Here is a 23,529-nt window from a genome sequence, read left to right as displayed (position 1 = left end):
ATTTAAAATGGTTTTAGGACTACTGATATGGACGCGCTTGTACCGTCGCCGGTATTGCGTCCGTTTATAAATTTACCACCGGTTAAAAATATAGAGAATTGCCTGTTGAATGAATGTCCGTAGCTTAGTGAAACCTGGTTGAAGTCAAAGTCTTTGCCGACAACCGGGCTTGGTGAGAATGTTTTAAAATCACTTATCGAATAAAATCCGCCTACCGATATAGATAACTGATTCTGAAATTTTTTGTCAATCGTTAACCCAAATGTACCGTTATATCTATCCTGGAATGGCCCGGTACTGCCAAAGTACTGCCTAAAGCCATTCTCGATCGAGAAAAAGCAGTTTTTGTCAAATACATGTCCCCTGCCCGCAAATGAGAACCTAAGTTCAGCACCCGTTTCACCATATCCTAAATTGGGATTATTATACAGCGGTGTAATAAGTGTACCCTGCACCATAAAATAGAACCGATAATCTATGTTGGCAATATAATATCTTATGCCCGTTTCCACATCAGTAAGGCCACTTGCTGTACTTTTGTAACCATCTTGCTGATAGGTATTCATGGAGTAGGGCAACAACGCCACTAAAGTAAAACGCCTGCTAAGGCCATACTCTGCATATAATTGATAAGTAAGTGATGAAAAATGACCATTATTAGGGAATGGCGTTAAATGCCTTACTGAATCCCATCCTTTATTGGCATAAAAATAACTTACTGATGGAGAAAGCAACAAACTATGTGGCCTAAGCGGGAACCCATCCGCATAACTGCGGCTGCGTGCCGCGATCAGGATCAGAATCGCTATAAGTAATGGTTTAATTTGTGTTTTTGTAAATTTTGTTACCATATTTTAAAATAATGCAAACGCATCACGCATCCATCGTCCTTCCAGTTCCTTATATTTCTCGCTTATCTCGTGCCCCAGATCCTTAAATACCATAATACGTTTTTTACCGGGTATAAGGTTGTAAGTTGCAAACTCGTTATTAGGTGGCGCAAAAGGATCAAGCAGCCCTATACCCATAATAGTTGGGCAGGTAACATTTGAAGCGAAATTTTTCCCATCAAAATAATCCAGGTTATCTAATACCTTATTCATTGTAAGACAGGGCTGGGTAGCCACGTATTTTTTAATACTGCTTATGGGCCAGTCTACCTCGCCCATAAGGCCGCGTACATCGCATAAAATGGGATTTTGTGCAGAGCAGAGGTTTACCCTTTTATCCAGGCTGGCAACAGCTAAAGCCAGGTAACCGCCCATACTGCCGCCCGTTGCCAGGATATTATCGTGCTGTAAGTTTGGCTGGCTATAAATAAAGTCGACACAACGGATACAATCCATAATTACGCCGCGCATCACATACTTCTCTTTATTCTCAATATGGTATGATATAAATTCGTCCCTGCGGGTATCAATCTCTCCCCGACTTGTCCCCTGTCCGCGGGTATTCAGGGTTATAATGGCCAAATCATCATCCAGACCTACCATAGGCTCAAGATCGACCTGATAACCCGGCAGACCAAGCAATACCGAAAATTTTCTCTTCTTATTTTTCGTTTTTGGCAGGGTCATATACCCCCTGATCATGTAGTTCCCTAGTGATCGCATCTGTATTTCATACACGTCGCGATTCTCCGTATTCATTTTTGGCATCGGTGTAACCTTGAAATCGGGTTTCACTTTAGCAAGTTCGTCCTTTGCTTTTTGCCAGAACTGGTCAAAATCAGCAGGCTTAGGGTGATCTGATTGTATTTCTTTTGGCCTGATACCAAATACACGTCGCGTGGTATCATCATAATCAGAAACATTGATCATTAGATTAAGCTTGTAGAAACCGGTTTTCAGGCTAGTAATAATAAAATTATAGCTTGCCGAACTGTTCTTCCCGATTTTTACAGTAATGGTTTTTGCTCTAACCTTATCTCCATTTTCGTCGGTCAACAGGTACGATATCTTGCCCTTCTGATCGTTAGCCAATGGGTTTTTTACAGAAAAAGTGAAGGAAGCCGGCCCGTTAAAAATGCCCTCATTGTCGCGGATCTTTAATTCAGTGCTAACATCGCCTTCCGGTTTGGTCTTCAAAACATTTGCAACAGCCCTTTGACAAGTTATTAAGACGATTAGCCCGCAAGCAACAATTAAAAGTTTACTTAATTTCACTATCAATATTTTGTTTTTAATGAGGTTTCTAAAGTACAGTATGGGCAATTAAGTTGTTGGTTTATTGATCAGAAAATTTGATTTACGAATATAATGGTTCAAAGGTTCCTCTATAAACTTGAACAATAATATTGAAATGCAGTTTAATACGATAAATGCATACAAGAGGTTCAAACTATCATATTCAAACGGCGAATGCCATTCGACCCCCCATTTATCATATATTGAAAATGCCTGGTCATTTAGCCAGTTAAATGTATGATGCATCATATTATACATATAGCCCAAATGTATCAGATAAAATATATAGGAGCTTTTACCAAGCAACTCCACAAAGGGGCTGGCCAATATTTTCTTCAGGTTGCTGCCTTCGGTAATCAACCCATAAAAAAATGTGGCGATGCATATTGGCAATAAATAGTTATTGGTAATGATGCCAAAAGGATTGTGCAAACCTGCTGACCAGCCTCTCGGGATAGCCAGCTTTGACATAATAGCCACGCAGACAAAAATGGCAATAAAACCGATGTAGGTATATCTTATCTTATTGGTACGCTCCAGTCCATTTTTACGAACAAACAGAGCCAGCTGGATCCCTACAAAAAATTCAAAGCAGCGCCCGAAGTAAGTATACAGCATCATAAATGTAAAATTGCCGAAGAAACCATACCAGTTTACATTACGAAATATAAGCACCATTAGCACTCCAAAACCCGTAATTGCGAATATTTGCAGGTAGAATTTATTATACTTTTTGGCAATAAAGAATACGATAGGTGCAGAGAAATAAAAACATTCTTCTACAGTGAGCGACCATCCCGGCCCTATACCGGTAAAATTCAGATCATAGAAGAAGCCGCGCACAAACGTGATATGCATAAAAAACAGGCCAATTGCACTCGGAAAGTTCCTTACTATAACTGGGTCACGGGTAAAAAAATAATAGATAAACGCACCTGCCGTTAGCAAAAAATACATAGGGTAAATACGCGCCACACGATTTTTGAGATATTGTTTAAACCAATCACCGGTCAATTGAAAACTATTAAAATATCTGAAAGCGATGAGGAAACCCGAAAGCACGAAGAAGATAGTTACCCCGATATGAAATTCATTAAAAAATCGCTGAAAAGTATGCGGCATAGCACCGTCAAAAACATCAGCGTAATGAGAAATAAATACAAGGTATGCAGCGAATGCGCGTACACCTGTTAAGGCCGGAATATAGTTTTTCAGGTCTATTCGTGACAAAACGTATTATTTATAGGCGTTTAACGATGTTCTTCACCGCAAAGTTTTGATAAGATGCTAATTAAAGCAATATTACCGAATTTATATAAAGGCAGAACCCTGGATAATTCCCCTGTCTTCAATCGCCTTATCGATATAATGTTGAATCTCAGATTTTTTCAATCCCCAGTTGGGTGCGATCAATAATTCCATGTCTGATAGACCGAACAAACGCTGGATCACTACGTCAGGGCGAACAAGGGGTAACAGCTCGCATAAAAAGTCGGTATACTCGGGGAGACTGAACAATTTAAAAGGCTCGCGTTTATATTTTACACCCATTACGGAGCCTTCTACTATATGCAGGTGATGGAATTTTACAAATTTGATCTGCTGAAAGCGGTTGATCTCATCGGCATAACGCAGCATCATTTCCTTAGTTTCCCAGGGGAAACCGAATATGGTATGCACACAGATATCCAGCTTGCTATTCTCAACCAGTTTTAGCGCTTTTAGTAGATCTTCATGGCTACAGCCACGATTTATTTGCGACAGGGTATCATTGTAAATGGATTCCATACCCATTTCCAGGTCTACATCAAAACGGTCGGTATAGCTTTCAAGCAGGGCAATCTTCTCTGCATCGATACAATCCGGGCGTGTACCGACAGATAGACCAACGATATCTTCGGTATGATAGCTCAATGCTTCATCGTACAGCATTTTTAAGTAATGCGTCGGGGCGTAGGAATTGGTATTGGGTTGAAAATAGATGATGAATTTATCAGCTTTATTGCCTTTACGGGCACGCTCAACACCTTGTATCACCTGTTCACGAACGGAAGGGTTATTGCGGGATACCGAAGGCGTAAATGAATCGACATTGCAATAAGTGCAGCCGCCATAACCTTTTGACCCATCGCGATTGGGGCAAGTGAACCCGCCATCCACAATTACTTTGAATACACGCTGACCTTTATATTTTTCGCGCAGCCATGCTCCGTAATTGTTATATCCCTTAATCCCCTGTTGTAGCGCTGATTCCACTGATTGTTTTTTGATTACACCGATATAATTATGATTTCACCGATGGGGGCAAAGATACGGTTTTATGATCACTCTGATTGTTTGAAAGATGTTGTTGTCTGAACCATGATTTATAAGATTTCAGGATTTGTATGCTTAAGCAGGTGTTCCCATCTGTATACACAGTTGTACAATAATAAAAATCGAGCCGCTATTTACATGTTAATTTAATTAATTATTAATTAACTATATTTCAATATCTTATTTTTCCATCCAAAATCTCAGTTTTAACAAATTGCCTTTGGGTATGGTTTTTACACCGATTGTGGCAATTAACCAAAATGTTAACCTTTTAAAATTCTCATTATGCCTACCACGAAAAATCCTGGAAATACCAGGGAAAATGAAAGCACAAGAAAGATGGGATCATCATCTTCATCAAACAGTGACAATCGTTCAAAGGGTAATACCAGGGACAACCAAAACAGGCAACAAAACAGCCAGAATTCGAAAAGCCATAGATAGTATGGCCAATTACAGCAGAGATGCTGCATATCAGCACGGATCATAGATCCGAAAAACGGGACCTGTATTTGAAACAGATCCCGTTTTTTGTACAATGTAATTAGCTTGGCGACTCTTTATTTATCGATCTAACACAAAACATTTCTATGCCCAAAGAGTTATATCTTATTATAACATATTAGCAATCAATGCTATGAAAAATTATTTTAAACTTCAGCTAATAGCCCTGGCAATGTCATTATCACTTGCGGCATGTAAAGGCAATAAATCAGGAGGCAGTGCCGATTCTTTAAAAGCGGATTCGAGTTCGGTAACTAAGATCGACTCGACCGTAGAGCCTGATACTTCTAAAAAAGACAGTTCAAAAATGATAAGCGGCGATACGACTAAAAAAATAGATACGGTTACTAAAACCACGGTAAAAACTACTGAGGAAAAGAAAACCAGTAAGAAGAAGGAATAAAAGGCTATCTCTCGCAGATTTTCCGGAACGGGGGCCGGGTTTAATGCCCGGTTCCCGTTTTTTGTTGCCGGGTTAGCCAAACCCCTAAAATAAAACTAATTGAAGTATGAATAATTAACACTACTTTACTCTTTGTTTAATTCTCATTTTAAAGCGATGGAAAATTTCACAACAAGGGTTGAATTACAAAATCCTGATGACGGTGATTACGAGTTGCTATATCAGGAAATGCATGACGCCTTGTTTTATAGGGCCATTAATTGTCACGGTACATGGCGTGACCTGCCTGCCGACGAATATGATTGTTTATCGGCCTTAACAACTACCTTCATCTATAATTTAGCCTACACTACTGTACAAGCAGTAATTGATATTAAACCAGTTAGTGACCTGCTACTGATAAAGGATTTTTGGATTATCGTTACAAAAGCCGATGGCGACAGGGTATTTAAACTCCCGAAAACAACAGAAATATCCAAATTGCCACCAGGCGAAACATTTTAGTCTTTTTTTGTCAGAACCACTGATTTAAATGATTTTCCAGATTTCGCAGATTGTAATTGTTCAATTACTTACCCCGATAATCCCATTGCTTATTCGCTCAACATTTGCACATCTGCATATCCGCACATCTGCACATCGATATTATGCACGCATAGCTTCACAGTATTTTGTTTAGCTTTGTAGTATTATAAACACTGCAAATGGAAATCATTGCGCCCTACCATTCCAAAAATAAAATTCGTTTTGTAACCGCCGCTTCGCTGTTTGACGGGCACGATGCTACTATTAATATAATGCGCCGCATTTTGCAATCATCCGGCGCGGAGGTGATCCACCTCGGGCATAACCGATCTGTGGACGAAGTTGTGAATTGTGCTATACAAGAAGATGTGCAGGGTATAGCACTTACATCGTACCAGGGCGGCCATGTGGAATATTTTAAATACATGTACGATCTGTTGAAGGAACGCGGCGCAGGGCATATTAAAATTTTCGGTGGTGGTGGCGGGGTAATCCTGCCTAAAGAAATTGAAGAATTACAAGCTTATGGTATAGCACGGATTTATTCTCCTGATGATGGCCGCACAATGGGTTTGCAAGGGATGATCAATGATATGTTGCAGAAATGTGATTTCAAGACAGTGATGAAACTGAATGGTGAGTTGAAACATCTGCCGGAAAAGGATCCGAAGGCTATTGCATCGCTGATCACAATGGCGGAGAATAATGGATTAAGCCTCACCCCGGCCCTCTCCAAAGGAGAGGGAGTTAAGAGTGATAAAAGTAAAGTCCTCTCCTTTGGAGAGGATTTAGGTGAGGCCCCGGTATTAGGTATCACAGGTACAGGCGGTGCCGGTAAATCATCTTTGGTGGATGAGATTGTTCGGCGGTTTTTGATGGAGACAGATAAAACGCTGGCCATTATTTCTGTCGACCCATCTAAACGCAAAACCGGTGGCGCTTTATTAGGCGACCGTATCCGGATGAATTCTATTAATAGTCCGCGGGTGTATATGCGTTCGCTGGCTACGAGGCAGGCTAATTTGGCGCTGTCTAAATATGTGCAGGAATCTATTGATATCTGCAAAGCGGCAGGGTTTGATCTGATCATTGTGGAAACTTCAGGCATTGGCCAGTCAGATACGATGATTACCGATTACTGCGATCTTTCTATGTATGTGATGACGCCCGAGTTTGGGGCTGCTACGCAATTGGAAAAGATAGACATGCTGGATTTTGCCGATATAGTAGCATTAAATAAGTTTGATAAGCGGGGGGCATTGGATGCTATCCGTGATGTGCGCAAGCAATATAAACGGAACCATCACCTATTTGAGGCAAAAGACGAAGATCTGCCTGTTTATGGCACAATGGCCTCGCAGTTTAATGATCCGGGGATGAACAATTTGTTCGAAGCTTTGATGCGTGCCATTAAAGCTAAAACCGGGGTAGATTTTATTGGGAAGAAATACGACGTTGCCACACTGCATTGGGGCGAATCGGAAAAGATATATATTATACCGCCAGATCGCACGCGTTATTTGGCTGAAATTGCGGAGAGCAGCCAGGATTATAGCGAGTGGGTGGATGAACAGTGTAAGATAGCGCAGCAGATGTTCCAGGTGAGGGGCACGATGAGCCTCACCCAAACCATCTCCAAAGGAGAGGATTTAAAAGATGGATTAGAAGCTGTTTACAAACACCTGGAAAGTCATCTACATCCTGAATGCAAACGTTTATTGAATGAATGGCCGGAAACGGTAAAAAAATATAAGGCTGATGATTTTATTTATAAAGTCCGGGACAAGGAGATTCGTCAGCCGCTTTATTATACTTCGCTTTCACAATTGAAAGTGCCTAAAATTTCATTGCCACGTTATGAAGCCTGGGGTGATATTCTTCGCTGGTTGCTGACCGAAAATGTGCCGGGTGAATTCCCTTACACTGCCGGGGTATTCCCAATCAAACGTGAGGGCGAAGATCCAACCCGTATGTTTGCTGGCGAGGGTGGGCCAGAGCGCACAAACAAACGTTTTCATTATGTGTCGCTTGGTCAGCCTGCGCACCGTTTATCAACTGCTTTTGATTCGGTTACGCTTTATGGTGAAGACCCGCATATCCGTCCGGATATTTATGGTAAGATCGGTAACTCCGGGGTGAGCATTGCTACTTTGGATGATGCTAAAAAACTGTACTCTGGTTTTGACCTGTGTAATCCATCCACTTCGGTATCTATGACTATCAACGGCCCTGCGCCTATGCTGCTGGGTTATTTCATGAATGCGGTGATCGATCAGCAATGTGAGAAATATATCCATGAGCATAAATTGGAGCATTTGGTGGAGGCGAAGTTTAAGGAGTTGTATGATGATAATGGGTTAGCCCGTCCGCATTATGTTGGCAAGTTGCCAAAGGGAAATAATGGCTTGGGCCTAATGTTGTTGGGCTTAACCGGCGACCAGGTTTTACCACCGGATGTATATGCAAAGATCAAAGCATTCGGTATAGCTAACGTTCGTGGCACAGTGCAGGCTGATATTTTAAAGGAAGACCAGGCGCAAAATACCTGTATCTTCTCCACAGAGTTTGCCCTGCGTATGATGGGCGATATTCAACAGTATTTTATTAATGAAAAAGTAAGGAATTTTTACTCGGTATCTATTTCTGGGTACCATATTGCTGAAGCCGGGGCTAATCCCATTACGCAACTGGCCTTTACCCTATCAAACGGCTTTACTTATGTGGAGTATTATTTGAGCCGGGGGATGAATATTGATGATTTCGCGCCAAATCTGTCGTTCTTCTTTTCAAATGGTATCGACCCTGAATATTCGGTGATAGGCAGAGTAGCGCGCAGGCTTTGGGCCAAGGCTATCAAAAATAAATATAAGGGCAATGACCGTTCACAGAAATTAAAATATCATATCCAAACGAGTGGCCGCTCACTGCATGCGCAGGAGATCGACTTTAATGATATCCGCACCACGCTGCAGGCTTTGTATGCTATTTATGATAACTGCAATTCGTTGCATACGAATGCCTATGACGAGGCGATTACTACGCCTACTGAAGAATCCGTTCGCAGGGCGATGGCGATACAATTGATCATTAATCGTGAATTAGGATTGGCTAAAAATGAGAACCCATTACAAGGTGCATTTATTATTGAGGAGCTGACCGACCTGGTGGAAGATGCTGTGCTAACAGAATTTAAACGCATTAATGATCGTGGTGGTGTTTTGGGCGCGATGGAAACCATGTATCAGCGCAGCAAGATACAGGAAGAATCATTGTATTACGAAACGATGAAACATAACGGCGATTACCCTATCGTCGGTGTAAATACTTTCCTTAATAAAAAAGGATCCCCTACAATTACGCCGTCAGAAGTAATCAGGGCGACAGAAGAAGAAAAGCAATTCCAGATAGCGGCATTAGAAGCATTTCAAAAACGGAATGCGGATAAAGCACCAGCTTTGTTAAAGGAACTGCAAACCAAAGCCATAGCCGGGCAAAATATTTTCGAGAGCCTGATGGAAGCCTGCAAGTACTGCTCTCTTGGGCAGATATCCCATGCTTTGTATGAGGTTGGGGGGCAGTATAGAAGGAATATGTAGGTTAGTAATTAGTGGTTGGTGATCAGAGATCAGGAAAAAGTTCGTATTTTTCGGCTCTTATCACATTTGTATGCAAGAAAAAACAATTACTATTCTATTCGATCCCGATAACTTTCTAAGAAGTAGAAAAAACATTTGGTCATTTTCAAATAAAAAATTTGTTAAAATACACGCCATATTCGGTGCATGGGCTATTATATTATTTATCATAAGTTTAAGTACAAAGGATCAATCCTCATTTGCTTTTGGAATAATCTCCGGCTATCTTTTTTATGTTCTTTTAAGGTGGTTTGGGTTTTATGAAAGAAGAGTTAAATTTCTTAATAAAAGCAGGAATTATGCAAAACGCTTTGAAAAAGAAGCAATGGCCTGCACTTTTACTTTTTCTGAAAATGAAATTGAATATCAAGATAAGGAGAAGTTATACAAATTATCCTGGTCATTATTTAAGCCATATATTATTTTCAAAGATTCCATATTCTTAATAGCCAAAGACTCAAGCACAATAGTGTTTACAATTAACCGGGCTGAAGTTGATAATGAAAATTATTCTGAGATATGTGACATTTTGAAAGATAAGATAGGCTTTGACAAGGTCGCGAGGTAAACATTATCCAGGCATACGAAGTTTTGTAAATGCCGTATGCCTGTTCCTTTCAAAGATACATTTCCACTAATTCTTCATTAAAAATCAAATCTATTTTCCTTAAATTTGATATAGCTTATGGACAATATCCTGTCAAAATATAATTCCCTTGACTCTGCTTCTAAAAAACAGGTTAGGGATTTTATTGATCAATTGATAGGTAAAAAAGAAAGCTTTAAAAAGCAAGGCTCATCTTATAAGAAAAATATACTCCTGGTTTCTACCTGGTCTGAGCAAGACGCGCATCTGATTGCTAGATGGTCAGAGAAAGCTATTAATTAAACGCATAAACTCACCTGCGATCAATCCATTAAATTTTACTTAAATTTATTCTTCCGTAAACCCCATGAGAAGAATATTTCTGAGCCTTTCTATTTTATTGATCACTGCTTGCACATTTTCTCAAGATACCACGCCTGCGGGTGCAAAAAAACTCATCAAATGCTACCCTGATTTTATTACCGGATTTGCCGACAACCACTTGATCTTTAAAGATGGCACAAAGCTGCTTTGGGACGATGGCATAAAGAATAAATCATTTAAAGATTTGTTGGAAAAACCTGATCTCAAAGACATGTTCATCCAGAAATATACGACCGGCGAATTTACATTACTTCCCACTAAAAATTTTGATCCGGGCAGGGTAAGGAATGAGGCGTTTTTTATGAAGATATATGGGTCGACAGAAAAAGAAGTGAGACAGCACTTAACCGAAATAACCTGGTGCCCTAAACTGGTTGGTCAAAAGATCACCGTGACAAAAGTTAATGGGATTGACAAAAAGCTGGCCCAGATATCAAAGGAGCTGGATGAGCATCCCGAATTAAAAAAATATCTCACCAATATTGGCGGCACTTTTACATGGCGCAACATTAACGGAACAAACAGGCATAGTATGCACAGTTTCGGGATGACTATCGATATCAACACCGCCTATTCTGATTACTGGCAATGGAGCTGCAAATGCGTTAATGAAGATGCTGCGATCACCTACAAAAACAGGATACCGCAAACTATTGTGGACATATTTGAGAAATACGGATTTATATGGGGCGGCAAATGGTACCATTTTGATACCATGCATTTTGAATACCGGCCCGAATTGATAAATTAGTAAACAAAACCTAAAGCCGATGAAATCTATTTTAGCCATCCTGAGCCTATGCCTGCTTTCATCGTTCAATCCTCCTGATAATGTATTAACACGTTTCCCGATACCTGCGGGGTATACACAACAAAAAGTTGTACAGGGCAGCTTTGCCGAATGGCTTCAGAAACTACCGCTTAAACCCGCAGGCACTCACACCAAAACCTATACCGGAGATATAGCTCGAACTGACATTGAAACCGCTGCGGTGGTGGACATCAGTGTAGGTAAACAGGACTTACAACAATGTGCCGATGTGGTAATGCGGCTTCGGGGTGAGTACCTATACCAGGCCAAACGGTTTAATGAGATCAGCTTTAATTTTGTCAGCGGCTTTAAGTGCGATTATATACACTATGCCAATGGCTACCGATATAGTAATGGCCATTGGATATTAAAAGCAAAAAAGGATTACAACTATCCAACTTTTATGCGCTATATCGAATTGGTTTTTTCTTATGCCGGTACATTGTCCTTAGAAAAAGAATTGCACAAAGTAGCAGACCCGAATAAGTTAAAAGCCGGGGACGTATTTATTCATGGCGGTTCGCCGGGGCATTGTTTTATCGTGATGGATGTGGTGGAAAACAATCAGCATAAAAAGCAGTTCTTACTGGCACAAAGCTTTATGCCGGCGCAAAATTTACAGGTTTTGCAATATGCTGCCGGATATTATTGGTTCACTACGGATAAACTCACCAATATATGGTATGGCGACTTGGTAACGCCGCAGTATTTGAGAAAATTTGACTAATTGTCAGAACCATGATTAAACTGATTAAAAGATTACTATGATTATATTTCATTAAACCAGTGTCGTGTCAATTAAGATTTGACGTTTAGTCCTGAGTCTAAAGTCTTGAGTTCTAAGTAAAATAAATTGATAAAATCCGACTTACGACTAAAGACTATTGACTTGACACTGGCTTAGCTAAACAAAAATCACATGAGAAAAATAATTCTGATAGCTATTATTTTATGTGTAATTACCTGCATTGGTTCGCATGCGCAAACTGGTATTAAATTCTCCGGTATTCCGCATCCTTTATCCTGGATCAACAAGCCCGTTAGCTATAAAATAAACCCGGGAAGTATTTTTATTGAGGCGGGTGAAAAAACAGATATGTTCCGTGATCCGAACGTTACTTATAACACGGATAATGCACCAAGATTATCTTTTATCGCCGATCCGAATTTTGTGCTGACAGCAGAGATCCATCATGATTTTTTAAGTAAATGGGATGGCGGTGCAATTGTACTGGAAGCAGATAAACTGAACTGGATAAAATTCTGTTTCGAAAAGGATTATACCGGCATGCACAGGGTGGTGAGTGTAGTAACCAAAGATATTTCGGACGATTGCAATTCAGTCGCCATTACCGGGAACCAGGTTTTTTACAAGATCGCAAAAGCTGATAATGTGATCACTTTATATTACTCTGCCGATGGTAAAAAATGGTTCCTGATCAGGCATTTACAGTTTAATACTACCAAACCTATCAAATTAGGTTTCCTGGCGCAATCTCCAACCGGGAAAGATTGTAAAGTAACGTTCTCAAATATCACCTATTCAACCAAAAAGATCAAAGACCCATATACCGGCGAATAAGATCCTGCTATTTACTCTTTTCGACAACCTGTTGATTATAGTGTTTTATTACATCAGCTAAATAATCAAAGCTGTAATCCTTTTTGCCATCAAACTCAATGAAAAGCCTGGTTGTCGGCTATCAATGTCATGAGGTTTGTCATACAGATTTAGAGTTGGTAAATAAAAATAACTATTCTGCTTTATCCTTACAGCCTCTTTTTGTTATAAAAACCTGTATTATTTTAAATAATACAGCACACTGAACAAAATCTTCAATAATAAATAAATTATATATCTATAACATTTTTATAATCAGATAATTAAATTAGTTTATATATATTTATTTTCTTATATATGTATACACATTAATCACTTAATAATTTAATCTCAAAAGACATGAAAAAACTACTTATCGCAGTATTCACACTGCTTGCCTGCAGCGTTTTTGCACAGGGTCCTCAAAAAAACGGGACTATTTATAAAGAGCATCCTTACATTACTATTGTAAACAACTCAAACGATCTTTTTCTGAAACAGGATTGGGATGGGATGGCCAAGCTTTATGCAGATACCGCCAAGTTTTACGATCCATCGAGCACTAAGGCTATCAGTTTAGCAGATCAAAAAAAAGGATGGGCAAATATTTATAATGATTGGGAGCAAATAAAGGTTACAAAACAGGGCTATCCCGACGGACTGGAATATGAAAAGGACCCTTTTACTGTACAATCATGGTGGCTTATAACAGCAGTCAATAAAAAGACTAAGAAAGCCGCCAAGGTTTATATGGTGCTGTTTGATGAATTTAATAAGGATGGGAAAATAGGCAGGGAACTTTCTTATTATGACCAAACGCCTTTTATAGAGGCATCGAAATAGATCTTTCAATTTTATAAATGAAAGCCTCTTCTATTCATATAGAGGGGGCTTCTATATTTTGAGCATACGCCCGAATATCCCGATATCATTTTTGATACCCGCAGGTGATGTGGTTTAAAGTAAATGTTCGTGGGTAATACATCAGGCACATAGATCACCAATTGTAAACGTTTACTAAAATGCTTCTCCAATCCTGAAATAGATCCCATAATCGCCTTTCCCCACTGCACCATCCACACCCACATTAAATTTTGTTTTTTTAAACGGGTTGTAACGAAAACCGCCTCCTGCACCGGGATATAATTTCCAGTTAAAGCTTTCCGTGTCAGAACCATAAATAGTGGCTAGCCCGGCAAAGCCCACCAGTCCAACTTTTTTGCCAAAGTTATAACGATACTCACCCTGGATGTCCATCAAACCATCCCCACGGTACTTGCCGTCTGAATATCCTCTTATATCTGTTCCGCCCAGCGTAGTTTGTTGCTCAAATGGTATATTTCCTAAACCAAATTTTCCGAAAAGCCGTACCGCAATTACGTCATTATTATCACGTGTAGGGATATATTGATTCAACTCAAGGGAAATTCTGTTTGCGACAACAGCATTACCGAACCATTCCGGATAAGTTGTCCAACTCAATTTAAATTCGTCTCCCTGCGTGGGGTAATAAACCGCGTTGCGGGTATCACGCAATAAATCCAGCGCCAATCCATTGGTATAGGTTACACTGGAAGGCGCTATGTTGTTTTGGTAAACAGTATTGTAATGGGCATAGGTATAAGATACCCCGCCATAAAACCCCTTTATAATTTTGTGTTGCACGCCAATGCTGATAATTGAGGTCTTGGTGCCGTAATCATAAAAATCGGGTTCATCCACGTCATCGACGAAAAACTGCGAAGTATAATTGCCCGTCAGAGCAAACAATTTAAGGCGCCATTTATCTTCTGCTACGTACCATCTGTTAAAAACAGCAATAAAATAGGAATCGTTGGTAGTATAAATAGCCATGAGTCCCGATAATGACTGAGGTGAAACCGTATCCTGCTTGTTCACCTTATACATCATCATCGGAATAGCTCCAAACATAAATTGAAGGTTCCGGTTGTAACCCAAATACGGCATCACCCGCAATTCAATATTCTTTTCCTTTGTTTTTTGTGCCGGTATACTATCCGTCTGGGTTTGACAAAATGCATACGTATGAAAAAATAAAAAAAAAATATTAAGGGCGTTTGCTTCATCTTATACCATTTGATAGTTCATTATAAATTGACCCCGCGTGGCATTTTGGCCTTGTTGTGACGATTTTTGGAGGGCCGATTTAACAAAATCAAAAGTAGAGAGAAATTGGAGGTACAGGCTCAATTTAATAACCACAATAGGTTGCAACTTATAATTTGCAACGAATCATTGAGCGTGGAAATTATTGTCAAGTCAGCAGTCTTTCCGGGCCGCTTTCTGTCAGGCCTATGCCCGCTTTTGTTTGGATACAGATAGGCATCTTACTGTCTAACCCCTCTTCTCCAACTTATCATAAAACCCACCGAAGGTATTGGTCTTCACACCTTCTTCTCTGAAGAATTCGCCGGGAAAGCCCAATTCAATGGCGCTGACTTCGTCCAGTCTTTTCAAATGTTCGGCAGTCAGGGTAACATCAATGGTTTTCAGATTGTCTTCCAACTGGCTTAGTTTGGTAGCGCCTACAATTGGAATAGAGGAAAACCCTTGCTGCATCGTCCATTTTAAGGCTACATGGCTTCCTGAAACACCGAGTTCATCAGCAATATCAACTACTACTTTGGTAATTTCAACTGCCTTATCATTTAACCTTTTGCTTTCGGGCTTTATCCTGCCCTGATCTCCTTTTAAATATTTGCCGGTCAGAACACCTCCGCCAAGCGGGGCCCAGGGAGTAACCGTCATTCCGAAATGTTTAGCCATAGGTATCAACTCCCGTTCTGGCGTGCGGGCTATTAAACTATATTCAACTTGCAGTGCTACGAACTGGCTCCATCCCATTACTTCGGCCAGTGTATTGCCTTTGGCTACCACCCATGCAGGTGTATCGCTGATGGCTATGTAGTTTACTTTCCCTTGTCTAACCAGATCGTCCATGCCACGCATTATTTCATCGATCGGAGTTAGGTCATCCCATATGTGCAGATAAAGCACATCGATAAAATCAGTTTGCAAGCGTTTTAAACTTTCTTCCACACTGCGCATCATATTTTTACGGTTGTTGCCGGATGCGTTGGGGTTTGTGGTGTTATCCTTCAAAGTATATTTTGTGGCCAGCACAAAGTAATCACGGTCATGGTTGTTTAAATATTCGCCAATGATCTTCTCGCTGGTACCCAGCTTATACATGTTCGCGGTATCCAGGAAATTGCCGCCGGCATTGGCATAGGCATCCATAATGGCAAAGCTTGCCTCTTTATCAGCACCCCATCCGCCTTCGGTGCCAAAGCCCATTGTTCCCAGGCATAGTTCTGAAACTTTAAGGCCCGAGCGGCCCAGTAATTTGTAATTCATATGTTAGTAGATGTTATTATAAAAAGGTGTGATTGCAATTGTTTTAATAAAGGCAAATTTAATGTAATCCGTGTCGTTTAACCAAGCCACCGGTTGTATTGTCAACACTATGCTGAACGATAAAAGCCGCCGGATCAATATTCAATATCTCTCTTTTTATAGCAGGAATTTCAAATCGTGTGGCCACGGTAAAAATGATATCCCTTGGGTCATTGACATGACCGTCTTTTCCATAACCACTTTTACCTTCATATACCGTTACACCGCGACCCATTTTTGTGATCGCTTTCCTGATAGCTTCTCCCTTAACTGATACTACTGTAATGCCTGTATATTGTTCGATACCTGTTAAAATAAAATCGATCATTTTAGTAGCAGCCAGGTAGGTAAGGATAGAATAAAGGGCCGACTCTACACCTAAAAAGAATAATGCAGCCGAAAAAATGAGCACATTGAGCAATAATATCACGTCGCTTACTTTCAGTAACTGTGTTTTTTTACTTACCAGTAAGGCGGCTATATCGGTGCCATCCAATACTGCCCCGGCCCGGATGGCCAGGCCTATACCTACACCTATAAAAAACCCACCAAAAACAGCTGTTAGCAATTTATCATGTGTTACATCCGGGAAATGAACAAAGGCCAGGCAAAGTGAAAGACCGGCAATTGCCATTGTGCTTTTCACAGCAAATAAAATACCTAACCGTTTATAACCCAAAATAAGAAAGGGTATGTTGATAACAAAGATTAATATTGATAAGGGTATTCCTGTTATTTCGGCAGTCAGCATCGATATACCAGTTACGCCGCCATCAATAAACTTACTCGAAAGCAAAAATCCTTTCAAACCCATCGCTGCGGACAAGATACCCAGGATAATCAATACAAAACTCCCGCCAACATGTTTACCCTTTACCCTAAGGTATATGCTGATAATTCTTCTTCTCGTGACCATAGCGCTTTTTTATGCATTGTCAAGATAACACTTACGAAACAATTTTTTTTACTGGTTGTAATAATATAAAGATATAATTATGAAGATCGTCACACTGCATAACCGCGTTAAAATTGATGAGTTACTCCATCATTTGCAGATGCAACTGAACACTCTTTTTAAAGAGCAAAGGCAGGCGGACATCGATTTTAAAATTGAAAAGGTGGGCGATAATACCATTGAAATATCACAGCCTGAAATATATCCTGAAGATGTTTTATATAAGATCGCAGTTAAAGGCGCCGAATTACATATTACGCGATGTGAGCATTATGTTGATGATGTGAACTCACTGACTATAGAATCCATACTAAATGACCTGTTTAAACATGTTGCAGGAAAAGATGGAACCGATTTGATACAGGAAGGTTAATTTTTGATTGCGGATTTCGAAAGGCGGATTTCGGAATTTAGAAGTCTGCGGTCGAAAGTCAGAAGTCGTTATAAAAAAGACTTAAGACTCAGAACTCAAGACTTAGAACTTCACTACCCGTTTATCCAGCTGAATTTATATTCCAGCATCGGATTTTTCATTCTTTCGGCAACGCGTAATAGGCGGTCCGGAAGGTTCATGATATAATCGCGGGCTTTTTCGCCGGTCTCGGTAAGATCGGTAACACTTTCAATATGCCAGTCGTCTATCAGTTCCTTCAGGATATCCACATAGTCTATAGCTGTGTATATGCCTAAACGCTGGGCGGCATCAGTGAAGTGGCCGAATGTTTGTCCTACCTTTAAACCAACTTCGCGCAGGAAGTGGGCAGGCATTACAATCTTTTTACGCATCATATCCTCAAAAGCGATCATGGCCTCATTAGGGTCAACTTCAAATATTTTCTCGATAAAATATTTATAAGCTTTAGCATGACGGGCTTCGTCCCCGGCTATTACACCGCACATTTTTGACAGCAGGGTATCACCATCCTTTTTTGCCTGTGAGGCTACACGGCGGTGAGAAACGTTGGTTGCAAGTTCCTGGAAAGAGGTATAAATAAAGTTGCGGTAAGGATCGCGGCCTGTGCCGATCTCAAAACCATCAGCTATGAGGTATTGTGTGGATACTTCCATCATCCGCATATTTACGCGGCCAGATAGAAATAAGTATTTGTTAAGCAGATCTCCGTGGCGGTTTTCTTCTGATGTCCAATGGCGGGTCCATTTCATCCAGCCACCTTCTTCATCTTTAGAAACACCTTCAACCATGGTAAGCCATGATTCATAAGTTGGCAGCGCCTCCTCAGTAATGGTATCACCAATTAAAACAGCTATCAGGTCATAAGATAATCCGGCAGCACTTTCCTGTAATTCCTTGATCTCTGAAAAGAAGGTTTCTCTTGTCGCGTCAGGCAAAAAATCAGACGGTTGCCAGATGGTATCAACCGGCTTGAGGTACTCACTGATTTTTTCGAGCATAAATTTTTCAATATGCTTCATCACCTCTTTACGCTTCTCTTCAAAAAATATCATAATTTATTATAGTATACAAAGGTAACTATTTAAAACAAGTAATTTACAAAGCTTTGATATTACTTTTTTGTGACATAACCTATCGCATCTTTCATACAATCAGGAAGGTTGGATACTGAAGGCTTTCCATCAAATATCGAAAAATTAGCATTATAATCCCATAATATTCCAGGGATGTGCATCGAATTTAAATTTTGCCGTACCGCTTTAATATACCTGCAACGGCTATCCAGATCGGCATATTTATTATACACCCCGTATTCGCCACATAAAAGAGGCACATTATATTTGAGCGCCCAACTTTTCACGATCTGCAATTTATCTCTTACCGATTGTTCGTTCCCGTCTTTACGGTATTGATAATAATTCGTTTCGCCCCATGTATTCTTAGCTTTAGGGTTCAGCGACGGGAAACTCTTTTCATCATAAGGAAAGGGCACACCTATAGTAGCAGCCTGGTTGCCAACCCATGCTGCACCCTGATGCGTAAAAAAGAAAGGCTCGTAAAAATGGAATGTATAAATGATATTTTCGTCCGCGAAAGGCGCTGTACGGCTTAATTCATAAATACTGTTAAAATTAGATGCCCCAACTATCAGTGTGCGGTTTCTGTCAATTTTCCTTATCGCCGAAATGATGTTGAAAGCTGCATCTTTCCATTATCGGGGTTCATGTGCGGCGGTTCGTTATACAGTTCAAAAAATAGATTATCAGCATTTTGGTTAATGTACCGTTTCGCAAGGACATCCCACAACTGAATAACCTTCGGTGTTTCAGCCACATAAGTATTTTCATTTAAATTACCTGAGTGGTAACAAATTATAAGCCTAAATCCGTATAAATGGCAGAGCTTGAGGATTTCGTCCACACGTTCAATAACTTTATTTATAGAACCATTGTTAGCCTGAAAATATTCAAAAGCCACAGGAAGCCTGATACTTTTAAAACCAAGCTTTTTTAATAATTGAAAATCAGAAGGGTTAATGACAGGCTCATCCAAGATATTCTTGTTCCAGGTTTGTTCGAGCCAGGAAACACTGATACCATTGTCAAGGCTTTGGGCTTTTTTAAAAATAGAGGTGTGGTTGGCAGTTGATTGTGCGCTGCAACTAAATATAGTGAATAACGTTAAAAGTACAGTTAATTCTAACAACCTGTTAATAAACAATGTAGGATACCGTACTTTTTTCACTTATTTTTATTTTATTAGCGACTAAATCAACACCTGATTTAATCTTATTATAATTAAGAAAACTATTATAATGTTTGTTCAAATTAACAAAGAAGAGTTTTTAAAAGAGGTTACCAAAAAAGCCTGGTACCAGGCTAATATAGTGATATGGACAATCATATTCATGTATCCCCTTTTCAGCATTATTGATTTTATATATGCACCGGATATATGGCTTCAATTCTTCATTGTCCGTATTATTATCGTACTGATAATTTACATCTTATTTAATTTTTTCCAGAGTAAACATTATAACTACAGGATATTACTGCATCTATCCTTATTTCTGCTGTCAGCTAATTGTGCGTTGTTATGTACAATTGTACGTACGCAGGACCTGAACGTATATTTTCTATTATATTCGGTTATCATCCTTTTCTTTAACCTGCAGGTATTTTGGGAACCTATTAACTCGGTTATTCAAACTTTAATATCTGTAGTACTGCTTATTTTATTTTTCAACCTCTTCAGCGATTATAGCATAGACATTTTCATTAATAATGGCGGACAGTACTTTTTTATTATCGCTGTTATTTCTTGTCTTATTCCTAATTCCAGGTATAAAGTGATCATGCGCGATGTGCGCTCGCAGATACTGATCGAAAAATCAAACGAACAGTTAAAATCACAAAACAGGGACATTACCGAAAAGAATAACATTATTGATATGCAGTATGAGAAACTGCGTAAACTGGACGAACAGAAAAATAGCTTTATCAATATAGCAGGCCACGACCTTAAGAACCTTGTAGGCTCAATCATCATGAGTAATAACATGGTTAAAGACGAGGAAGAGCGCCTGAGTGATGACCAGAAAGAATTTGTAGGATACATCAGCGACTCGGCCGATAAAATGCAATATATGCTGAATAAACTGATGGACGTACGTGAGATTGAGGCTGCAGAAATGAAATTCAACCTGGAGATATTTGATGTCAACATTGAAGTACAGCATGTATACAGGGGCTTAATTGAGACTGCCCAGATGAAGAATATCCACCTGATTGATAATATCCTGAAATTGCCTCTTAACGTTAAGCTCGACCGTGTTTTTACCGGTCAGATATTTCAGAACCTGCTATCAAACATCATTAAGTTTTCGCAAACAAATAACAATATAAAAGTAATTACCAGCCTGCAACGCCAAAGGTTCATATTTGAAATAATGGATGAAGGGATTGCTATAGGTCAGGAAGAACTGGATATGATGTTCAATAAATTAAAAACTCTAAACGACGCTTCGGGCAATATCGAAAGCCGGCTTGGGCTTGGCCTTTCTATTGCTAAGCTGATGACCCAGGAAATGGGTGGTATAATGGACTACAGAAGCGACGAAAACGGCAATTATTTTAGAGTAGAATTCAACGTGATTAATTAATATTTAGAACAAAATGAATAAATTTTTACGCCTTTTAGCTCTTGCATTACTACTAAGTACTGCATCAATAGCGCAAAGCATTGTATCATTCAAGTCGATGGGACATGATGATGAGTCCATATATGGGATGATCGGAGCAAGTTCATTCTATTTAAAGCTAAGCCCGCTTGTTGAAATGAAAGGGAGCAAACTGGTTTTATATGTTGAGCCCTCACAGGCGTTAATAAAAGATCACTCTTTTGTTAATGTCGTTATTAATGAAAGGCCTGTTTATAGTGCACGCCTTACTAAGGATTCTGTTGAAAAGATCATTATTAATTTAACTCCTGAAGATCTTACTTCAGATAAGTTTCTTAAGATACAGGTTAAGACCCTGCTTACCGTATCGGATGATAAGTGTAAGGACCTTGATAACCCGGCGATGTGGGTGAAGGTAAAAGATTATTCATACCTGTCGTTGGTTAAAACCAATGAAAACTTCTTTAAAAATGTAAATCTGAGCAATTGCTTCGAATCAAAAAGAGCTATTGTATATCCTGCAAATCCAAGCCTGAACGACCTTAAAGCAGTAGCATGGGCATATGCAAGGCTAAAAAAGGCAATGAACAGGGATATCAAAGTTTTCCAGACTGATCAGCTTCCTGACAGTATTAAAAACTATATCATTGTTGGTACTTTAGCCAACCTTCCTATAGATAAAAAAGATCTGTTAAAAACTACTCCTGAGGCAGGTCAGGGATTATTATACTTAAGCAAATCGCTTGTTTCATACCAGGATACTTCTAAACTGAGCGCTAAAGTTAGCCAGCCCGGCGAAGTATTATTTGTAACCGGCGGCGATGATGCAGGTTATAGTAAAGCGATCACTACCCTTGGAAACATGAGTATATTAAATTCATCTTTCGGTGAGTTTTTATTGATTAACGAGGCAGAAAACAGTTATTTTAGAAGTATTGAAGAAAACAGGTCGAAGCTGACCTTGCGCCAGGTAGGCGGTGCACCTAACTTTATGTCGGGTATTGGTTCATTAACCAATGTATACAGTTTCAAAAACAGCGATTTCAGCTTTACACCAAAAGAAGTGGAGCTGCATTTTGTAGCCAATTACAGCAGTTTATCGCCTGGCGACCGTGGTTATTTTAATATCTACCTGAATGGCGCTTTGATCAGCAGTGAAAGGCTTGATGCATCTGGGAAATTAAACACATCAGTAAGCATCAACCGTTACCAACACCACAAATACAATACCGTTGAGGCTGAATTCAGGATATATCCAAGCAGCGGGAATTGTATCAACGCGTTCACCAATTTCTTTGCCGAAATTGATGTGGACAAATCATACCTGGAGTCGAAAAATCCGTTTATTACTAACGACTTGAGCTTCTACCAATATCCTGAGGCATTTAACACAGGTACTACCAAGGTAATCGTAACTAAAGAATTTTCAAGATTTGCAGCAACTGCAATGGGCGAAATTATTTACGAATTGAATAATAATATCAACTCCAATAATTTCCCTGAGTTTTCTTATTCAGATAATATAACAGACGCTGATCTGAAAAAATACAACATTATTGCGCTTTTATCGCAGCATGATCAGTTGATGGACAAATTGCATGATGCACCGATAAAGTTTAACAAGAAATTCAGGTTATTAAATAACGAGAATAATAAGGTTGTTTATTCATTATCCGATTCAGTATCCAACGGACTTGCACAAATATTTTACGGTCGCAGCAATAATGCAGTGCTGGTTTTAACAGCTACCGGCGATGATCCGGCAGGTGCTTTCACCGCTGCTTCAAAATCTATTACAGAGCAGTTGTCTACGTTATCAAGCAACGTTTGTGTATCAGATGTAAACGGCGACAAATATTTATTCAATATCAACAAATCAAGCGAGAACCTCCAGTATATAGATACCAAGACTTCATTAACACGTTTCTGGGAAAACTATAACCTGTATATTCTGCTTGGCATACTTGTGCTGATATTAATGTCATTCCTTTACGTACGTTCAAAAGTTCAAAAATCACAGGAGTTATTTAATGAATAAATAGCGAACAGTTAAATAGACATTGAGTACCAATGTCAATTAAGTAGCCTTAGGTATACTAAACAGTTACCCGGG

At 39.6% G+C, this 23,529-nt stretch carries 23 protein-coding genes; 13 read left to right on the top strand and 10 right to left on the bottom strand.

Translation table 11 applies throughout. The annotated features are described in order from the left end of the window. Nucleotides 1–2: 2 nt before the first annotated feature. From ACPPVU_RS05065 to ACPPVU_RS05050, 4 genes are all read right to left on the bottom strand, one after another. The gene (locus ACPPVU_RS05065) at nucleotides 3–851 is read right to left on the bottom strand and encodes a hypothetical protein (RefSeq protein ID WP_426670610.1); all 849 of its coding nucleotides are present in this window, start codon (nucleotides 849–851) and stop codon (nucleotides 3–5) included. 3 nt (nucleotides 852–854) lie between these two features. Beyond that, entirely contained in the window at nucleotides 855–2,087 is a 1,233-nt protein-coding gene (locus ACPPVU_RS05060; protein ID WP_426670609.1) for an acetylxylan esterase, read from the bottom strand. Between the two features lie 126 nt (nucleotides 2,088–2,213). Then, nucleotides 2,214–3,416 carry an acyltransferase family protein gene (locus tag ACPPVU_RS05055; protein WP_426670608.1) on the bottom strand — a complete coding sequence of 401 codons (1,203 nt, stop codon included), beginning with the start codon at nucleotides 3,414–3,416 and terminating at the stop codon, nucleotides 2,214–2,216. 81 nt (nucleotides 3,417–3,497) lie between these two features. Beyond that, nucleotides 3,498–4,442 (bottom strand): TIGR01212 family radical SAM protein, encoded by a 945-nt coding sequence (locus ACPPVU_RS05050; protein ID WP_426670607.1) that lies wholly within the window; start codon nucleotides 4,440–4,442, stop codon nucleotides 3,498–3,500. 345 nt (nucleotides 4,443–4,787) lie between these two features. Between ACPPVU_RS05050 and ACPPVU_RS05045 the strand changes: the two genes are divergently transcribed. The 10 genes from ACPPVU_RS05045 to ACPPVU_RS05000 all read left to right on the top strand — a co-directional run bounded on the left by ACPPVU_RS05045 (nucleotide 4,788) and on the right by ACPPVU_RS05000 (nucleotide 13,793). Further along, nucleotides 4,788–4,946: a hypothetical protein gene (locus tag ACPPVU_RS05045; protein WP_426670606.1), complete on the top strand. Its 159-nt coding sequence runs from the start codon at nucleotides 4,788–4,790 to the stop codon at nucleotides 4,944–4,946. Nucleotides 4,947–5,139: 193 nt separating this feature from the next. Further along, nucleotides 5,140–5,409, top strand: a complete 270-nt coding sequence (locus ACPPVU_RS05040) for a hypothetical protein (RefSeq protein WP_426670605.1) — start codon at nucleotides 5,140–5,142, stop codon at nucleotides 5,407–5,409. 156 nt (nucleotides 5,410–5,565) lie between these two features. Then, nucleotides 5,566–5,913, top strand: a complete 348-nt coding sequence (locus tag ACPPVU_RS05035) for a hypothetical protein (protein WP_426670604.1) — start codon at nucleotides 5,566–5,568, stop codon at nucleotides 5,911–5,913. Nucleotides 5,914–6,113: 200 nt separating this feature from the next. Continuing rightward, complete coding sequence (locus ACPPVU_RS05030; RefSeq protein ID WP_426670603.1) at nucleotides 6,114–9,530, top strand: methylmalonyl-CoA mutase family protein; 3,417 nt, start codon at nucleotides 6,114–6,116, stop codon at nucleotides 9,528–9,530. Nucleotides 9,531–9,600: 70 nt separating this feature from the next. Next, nucleotides 9,601–10,137, top strand: coding sequence for a hypothetical protein (locus tag ACPPVU_RS05025; protein WP_426670602.1), 537 nt, complete (start codon nucleotides 9,601–9,603; stop codon nucleotides 10,135–10,137). Nucleotides 10,138–10,254: 117 nt separating this feature from the next. Beyond that, complete coding sequence (locus ACPPVU_RS05020; protein ID WP_426670601.1) at nucleotides 10,255–10,458, top strand: hypothetical protein; 204 nt, start codon at nucleotides 10,255–10,257, stop codon at nucleotides 10,456–10,458. A 64-nt stretch (nucleotides 10,459–10,522) separates the two neighbouring features. Further along, nucleotides 10,523–11,290, top strand: coding sequence for a M15 family metallopeptidase (locus ACPPVU_RS05015; RefSeq protein ID WP_426670600.1), 768 nt, complete (start codon nucleotides 10,523–10,525; stop codon nucleotides 11,288–11,290). 19 nt (nucleotides 11,291–11,309) lie between these two features. Continuing rightward, nucleotides 11,310–12,077, top strand: coding sequence for a DUF4846 domain-containing protein (locus tag ACPPVU_RS05010; RefSeq protein ID WP_426670599.1), 768 nt, complete (start codon nucleotides 11,310–11,312; stop codon nucleotides 12,075–12,077). A 192-nt stretch (nucleotides 12,078–12,269) separates the two neighbouring features. Continuing rightward, nucleotides 12,270–12,932, top strand: coding sequence for a DUF1349 domain-containing protein (locus tag ACPPVU_RS05005; protein WP_426670598.1), 663 nt, complete (start codon nucleotides 12,270–12,272; stop codon nucleotides 12,930–12,932). A gap of 378 nt (nucleotides 12,933–13,310) precedes the next feature. Further along, nucleotides 13,311–13,793, top strand: coding sequence for a nuclear transport factor 2 family protein (locus ACPPVU_RS05000; RefSeq protein ID WP_426670597.1), 483 nt, complete (start codon nucleotides 13,311–13,313; stop codon nucleotides 13,791–13,793). A gap of 174 nt (nucleotides 13,794–13,967) precedes the next feature. On the opposite strand, the gene ACPPVU_RS04995 is transcribed toward ACPPVU_RS05000, so the two are convergent. From ACPPVU_RS04995 to ACPPVU_RS04985, 3 genes are all read right to left on the bottom strand, one after another. Then, nucleotides 13,968–14,882 (bottom strand): BamA/TamA family outer membrane protein, encoded by a 915-nt coding sequence (locus ACPPVU_RS04995; protein ID WP_426670596.1) that lies wholly within the window; start codon nucleotides 14,880–14,882, stop codon nucleotides 13,968–13,970. Nucleotides 14,883–15,305: 423 nt separating this feature from the next. Continuing rightward, complete coding sequence (locus ACPPVU_RS04990; protein ID WP_426670595.1) at nucleotides 15,306–16,328, bottom strand: aldo/keto reductase; 1,023 nt, start codon at nucleotides 16,326–16,328, stop codon at nucleotides 15,306–15,308. 58 nt (nucleotides 16,329–16,386) lie between these two features. Next, nucleotides 16,387–17,283 carry a YitT family protein gene (locus ACPPVU_RS04985; protein ID WP_426670594.1) on the bottom strand — a complete coding sequence of 299 codons (897 nt, stop codon included), beginning with the start codon at nucleotides 17,281–17,283 and terminating at the stop codon, nucleotides 16,387–16,389. 79 nt (nucleotides 17,284–17,362) lie between these two features. Between ACPPVU_RS04985 and ACPPVU_RS04980 the strand changes: the two genes are divergently transcribed. Next, entirely contained in the window at nucleotides 17,363–17,695 is a 333-nt protein-coding gene (locus ACPPVU_RS04980) for a hypothetical protein (RefSeq protein ID WP_426670593.1), read from the top strand. Nucleotides 17,696–17,808: 113 nt separating this feature from the next. Here ACPPVU_RS04980 and ACPPVU_RS04975 read toward each other — a convergent pair whose 3' ends face one another. Genes ACPPVU_RS04975 through ACPPVU_RS04965 form a run of 3 tightly spaced genes read right to left on the bottom strand, consistent with a single transcriptional unit; the run spans nucleotide 17,809 to nucleotide 19,981 of the window. After that, on the bottom strand, nucleotides 17,809–18,789 hold the full coding sequence (locus ACPPVU_RS04975) for an acyl-ACP desaturase (RefSeq protein ID WP_426670592.1): 981 nt from the start codon (nucleotides 18,787–18,789) through the stop codon (nucleotides 17,809–17,811). 59 nt (nucleotides 18,790–18,848) lie between these two features. Further along, nucleotides 18,849–19,388 carry a glycoside hydrolase family 5 protein gene (locus tag ACPPVU_RS04970; protein ID WP_426672178.1) on the bottom strand — a complete coding sequence of 180 codons (540 nt, stop codon included), beginning with the start codon at nucleotides 19,386–19,388 and terminating at the stop codon, nucleotides 18,849–18,851. Between the two features lie 23 nt (nucleotides 19,389–19,411). Next, complete coding sequence (locus ACPPVU_RS04965; protein WP_426670591.1) at nucleotides 19,412–19,981, bottom strand: glycoside hydrolase family 5 protein; 570 nt, start codon at nucleotides 19,979–19,981, stop codon at nucleotides 19,412–19,414. 70 nt (nucleotides 19,982–20,051) lie between these two features. Here ACPPVU_RS04965 and ACPPVU_RS04960 point away from each other — a divergent pair, with 70 nt between their 5' ends. Together ACPPVU_RS04960 and ACPPVU_RS04955 are read left to right on the top strand one after the other, a co-directional pair. Continuing rightward, nucleotides 20,052–21,398 (top strand): sensor histidine kinase, encoded by a 1,347-nt coding sequence (locus ACPPVU_RS04960; protein WP_426670590.1) that lies wholly within the window; start codon nucleotides 20,052–20,054, stop codon nucleotides 21,396–21,398. Between the two features lie 13 nt (nucleotides 21,399–21,411). After that, nucleotides 21,412–23,454 (top strand): cellulose biosynthesis cyclic di-GMP-binding regulatory protein BcsB, encoded by a 2,043-nt coding sequence (locus ACPPVU_RS04955; protein ID WP_426670589.1) that lies wholly within the window; start codon nucleotides 21,412–21,414, stop codon nucleotides 23,452–23,454. Nucleotides 23,455–23,529: the final 75 nt, after the last annotated feature.

The sequence above is a fragment of the Mucilaginibacter sp. McL0603 genome (assembly GCF_049992945.1).
Lineage (GTDB): Bacteria > Bacteroidota > Bacteroidia > Sphingobacteriales > Sphingobacteriaceae > Mucilaginibacter.
This window is presented reverse-complemented; position numbering and strand designations above follow the sequence as displayed.

Bases quoted from the DNA above. Each gene is read 5' to 3' on its own strand.
- ACPPVU_RS05035 (WP_426670604.1), top strand. From the start codon at position 5,566: ATGGAAAATTTCACAACAAGGGTTGAATTACAAAATCCTGATGACGGT.
- ACPPVU_RS05000 (WP_426670597.1), top strand. From the start codon at position 13,311: ATGAAAAAACTACTTATCGCAGTATTCACACTGCTTGCCTGCAGCGTT.
- ACPPVU_RS05015 (WP_426670600.1), top strand. From the start codon at position 10,523: ATGAGAAGAATATTTCTGAGCCTTTCTATTTTATTGATCACTGCTTGC.
- ACPPVU_RS05010 (WP_426670599.1), top strand. From the start codon at position 11,310: ATGAAATCTATTTTAGCCATCCTGAGCCTATGCCTGCTTTCATCGTTC.
- ACPPVU_RS05065 (WP_426670610.1), bottom strand. From the start codon at position 851: ATGGTAACAAAATTTACAAAAACACAAATTAAACCATTACTTATAGCG.
- ACPPVU_RS04980 (WP_426670593.1), top strand. From the start codon at position 17,363: ATGAAGATCGTCACACTGCATAACCGCGTTAAAATTGATGAGTTACTC.
- ACPPVU_RS05020 (WP_426670601.1), top strand. From the start codon at position 10,255: ATGGACAATATCCTGTCAAAATATAATTCCCTTGACTCTGCTTCTAAA.
- ACPPVU_RS04985 (WP_426670594.1), bottom strand. From the start codon at position 17,283: ATGGTCACGAGAAGAAGAATTATCAGCATATACCTTAGGGTAAAGGGT.
- ACPPVU_RS05030 (WP_426670603.1), top strand. From the start codon at position 6,114: ATGGAAATCATTGCGCCCTACCATTCCAAAAATAAAATTCGTTTTGTA.
- ACPPVU_RS05005 (WP_426670598.1), top strand. From the start codon at position 12,270: ATGAGAAAAATAATTCTGATAGCTATTATTTTATGTGTAATTACCTGC.
- ACPPVU_RS04955 (WP_426670589.1), top strand. From the start codon at position 21,412: ATGAATAAATTTTTACGCCTTTTAGCTCTTGCATTACTACTAAGTACT.
- ACPPVU_RS04960 (WP_426670590.1), top strand. From the start codon at position 20,052: ATGTTTGTTCAAATTAACAAAGAAGAGTTTTTAAAAGAGGTTACCAAA.
- ACPPVU_RS04990 (WP_426670595.1), bottom strand. From the start codon at position 16,328: ATGAATTACAAATTACTGGGCCGCTCGGGCCTTAAAGTTTCAGAACTA.
- ACPPVU_RS04995 (WP_426670596.1), bottom strand. From the start codon at position 14,882: ATGTTTGGAGCTATTCCGATGATGATGTATAAGGTGAACAAGCAGGAT.
- ACPPVU_RS05025 (WP_426670602.1), top strand. From the start codon at position 9,601: ATGCAAGAAAAAACAATTACTATTCTATTCGATCCCGATAACTTTCTA.
- ACPPVU_RS05040 (WP_426670605.1), top strand. From the start codon at position 5,140: ATGAAAAATTATTTTAAACTTCAGCTAATAGCCCTGGCAATGTCATTA.
- ACPPVU_RS04975 (WP_426670592.1), bottom strand. From the start codon at position 18,789: ATGATATTTTTTGAAGAGAAGCGTAAAGAGGTGATGAAGCATATTGAA.
- ACPPVU_RS05045 (WP_426670606.1), top strand. From the start codon at position 4,788: ATGCCTACCACGAAAAATCCTGGAAATACCAGGGAAAATGAAAGCACA.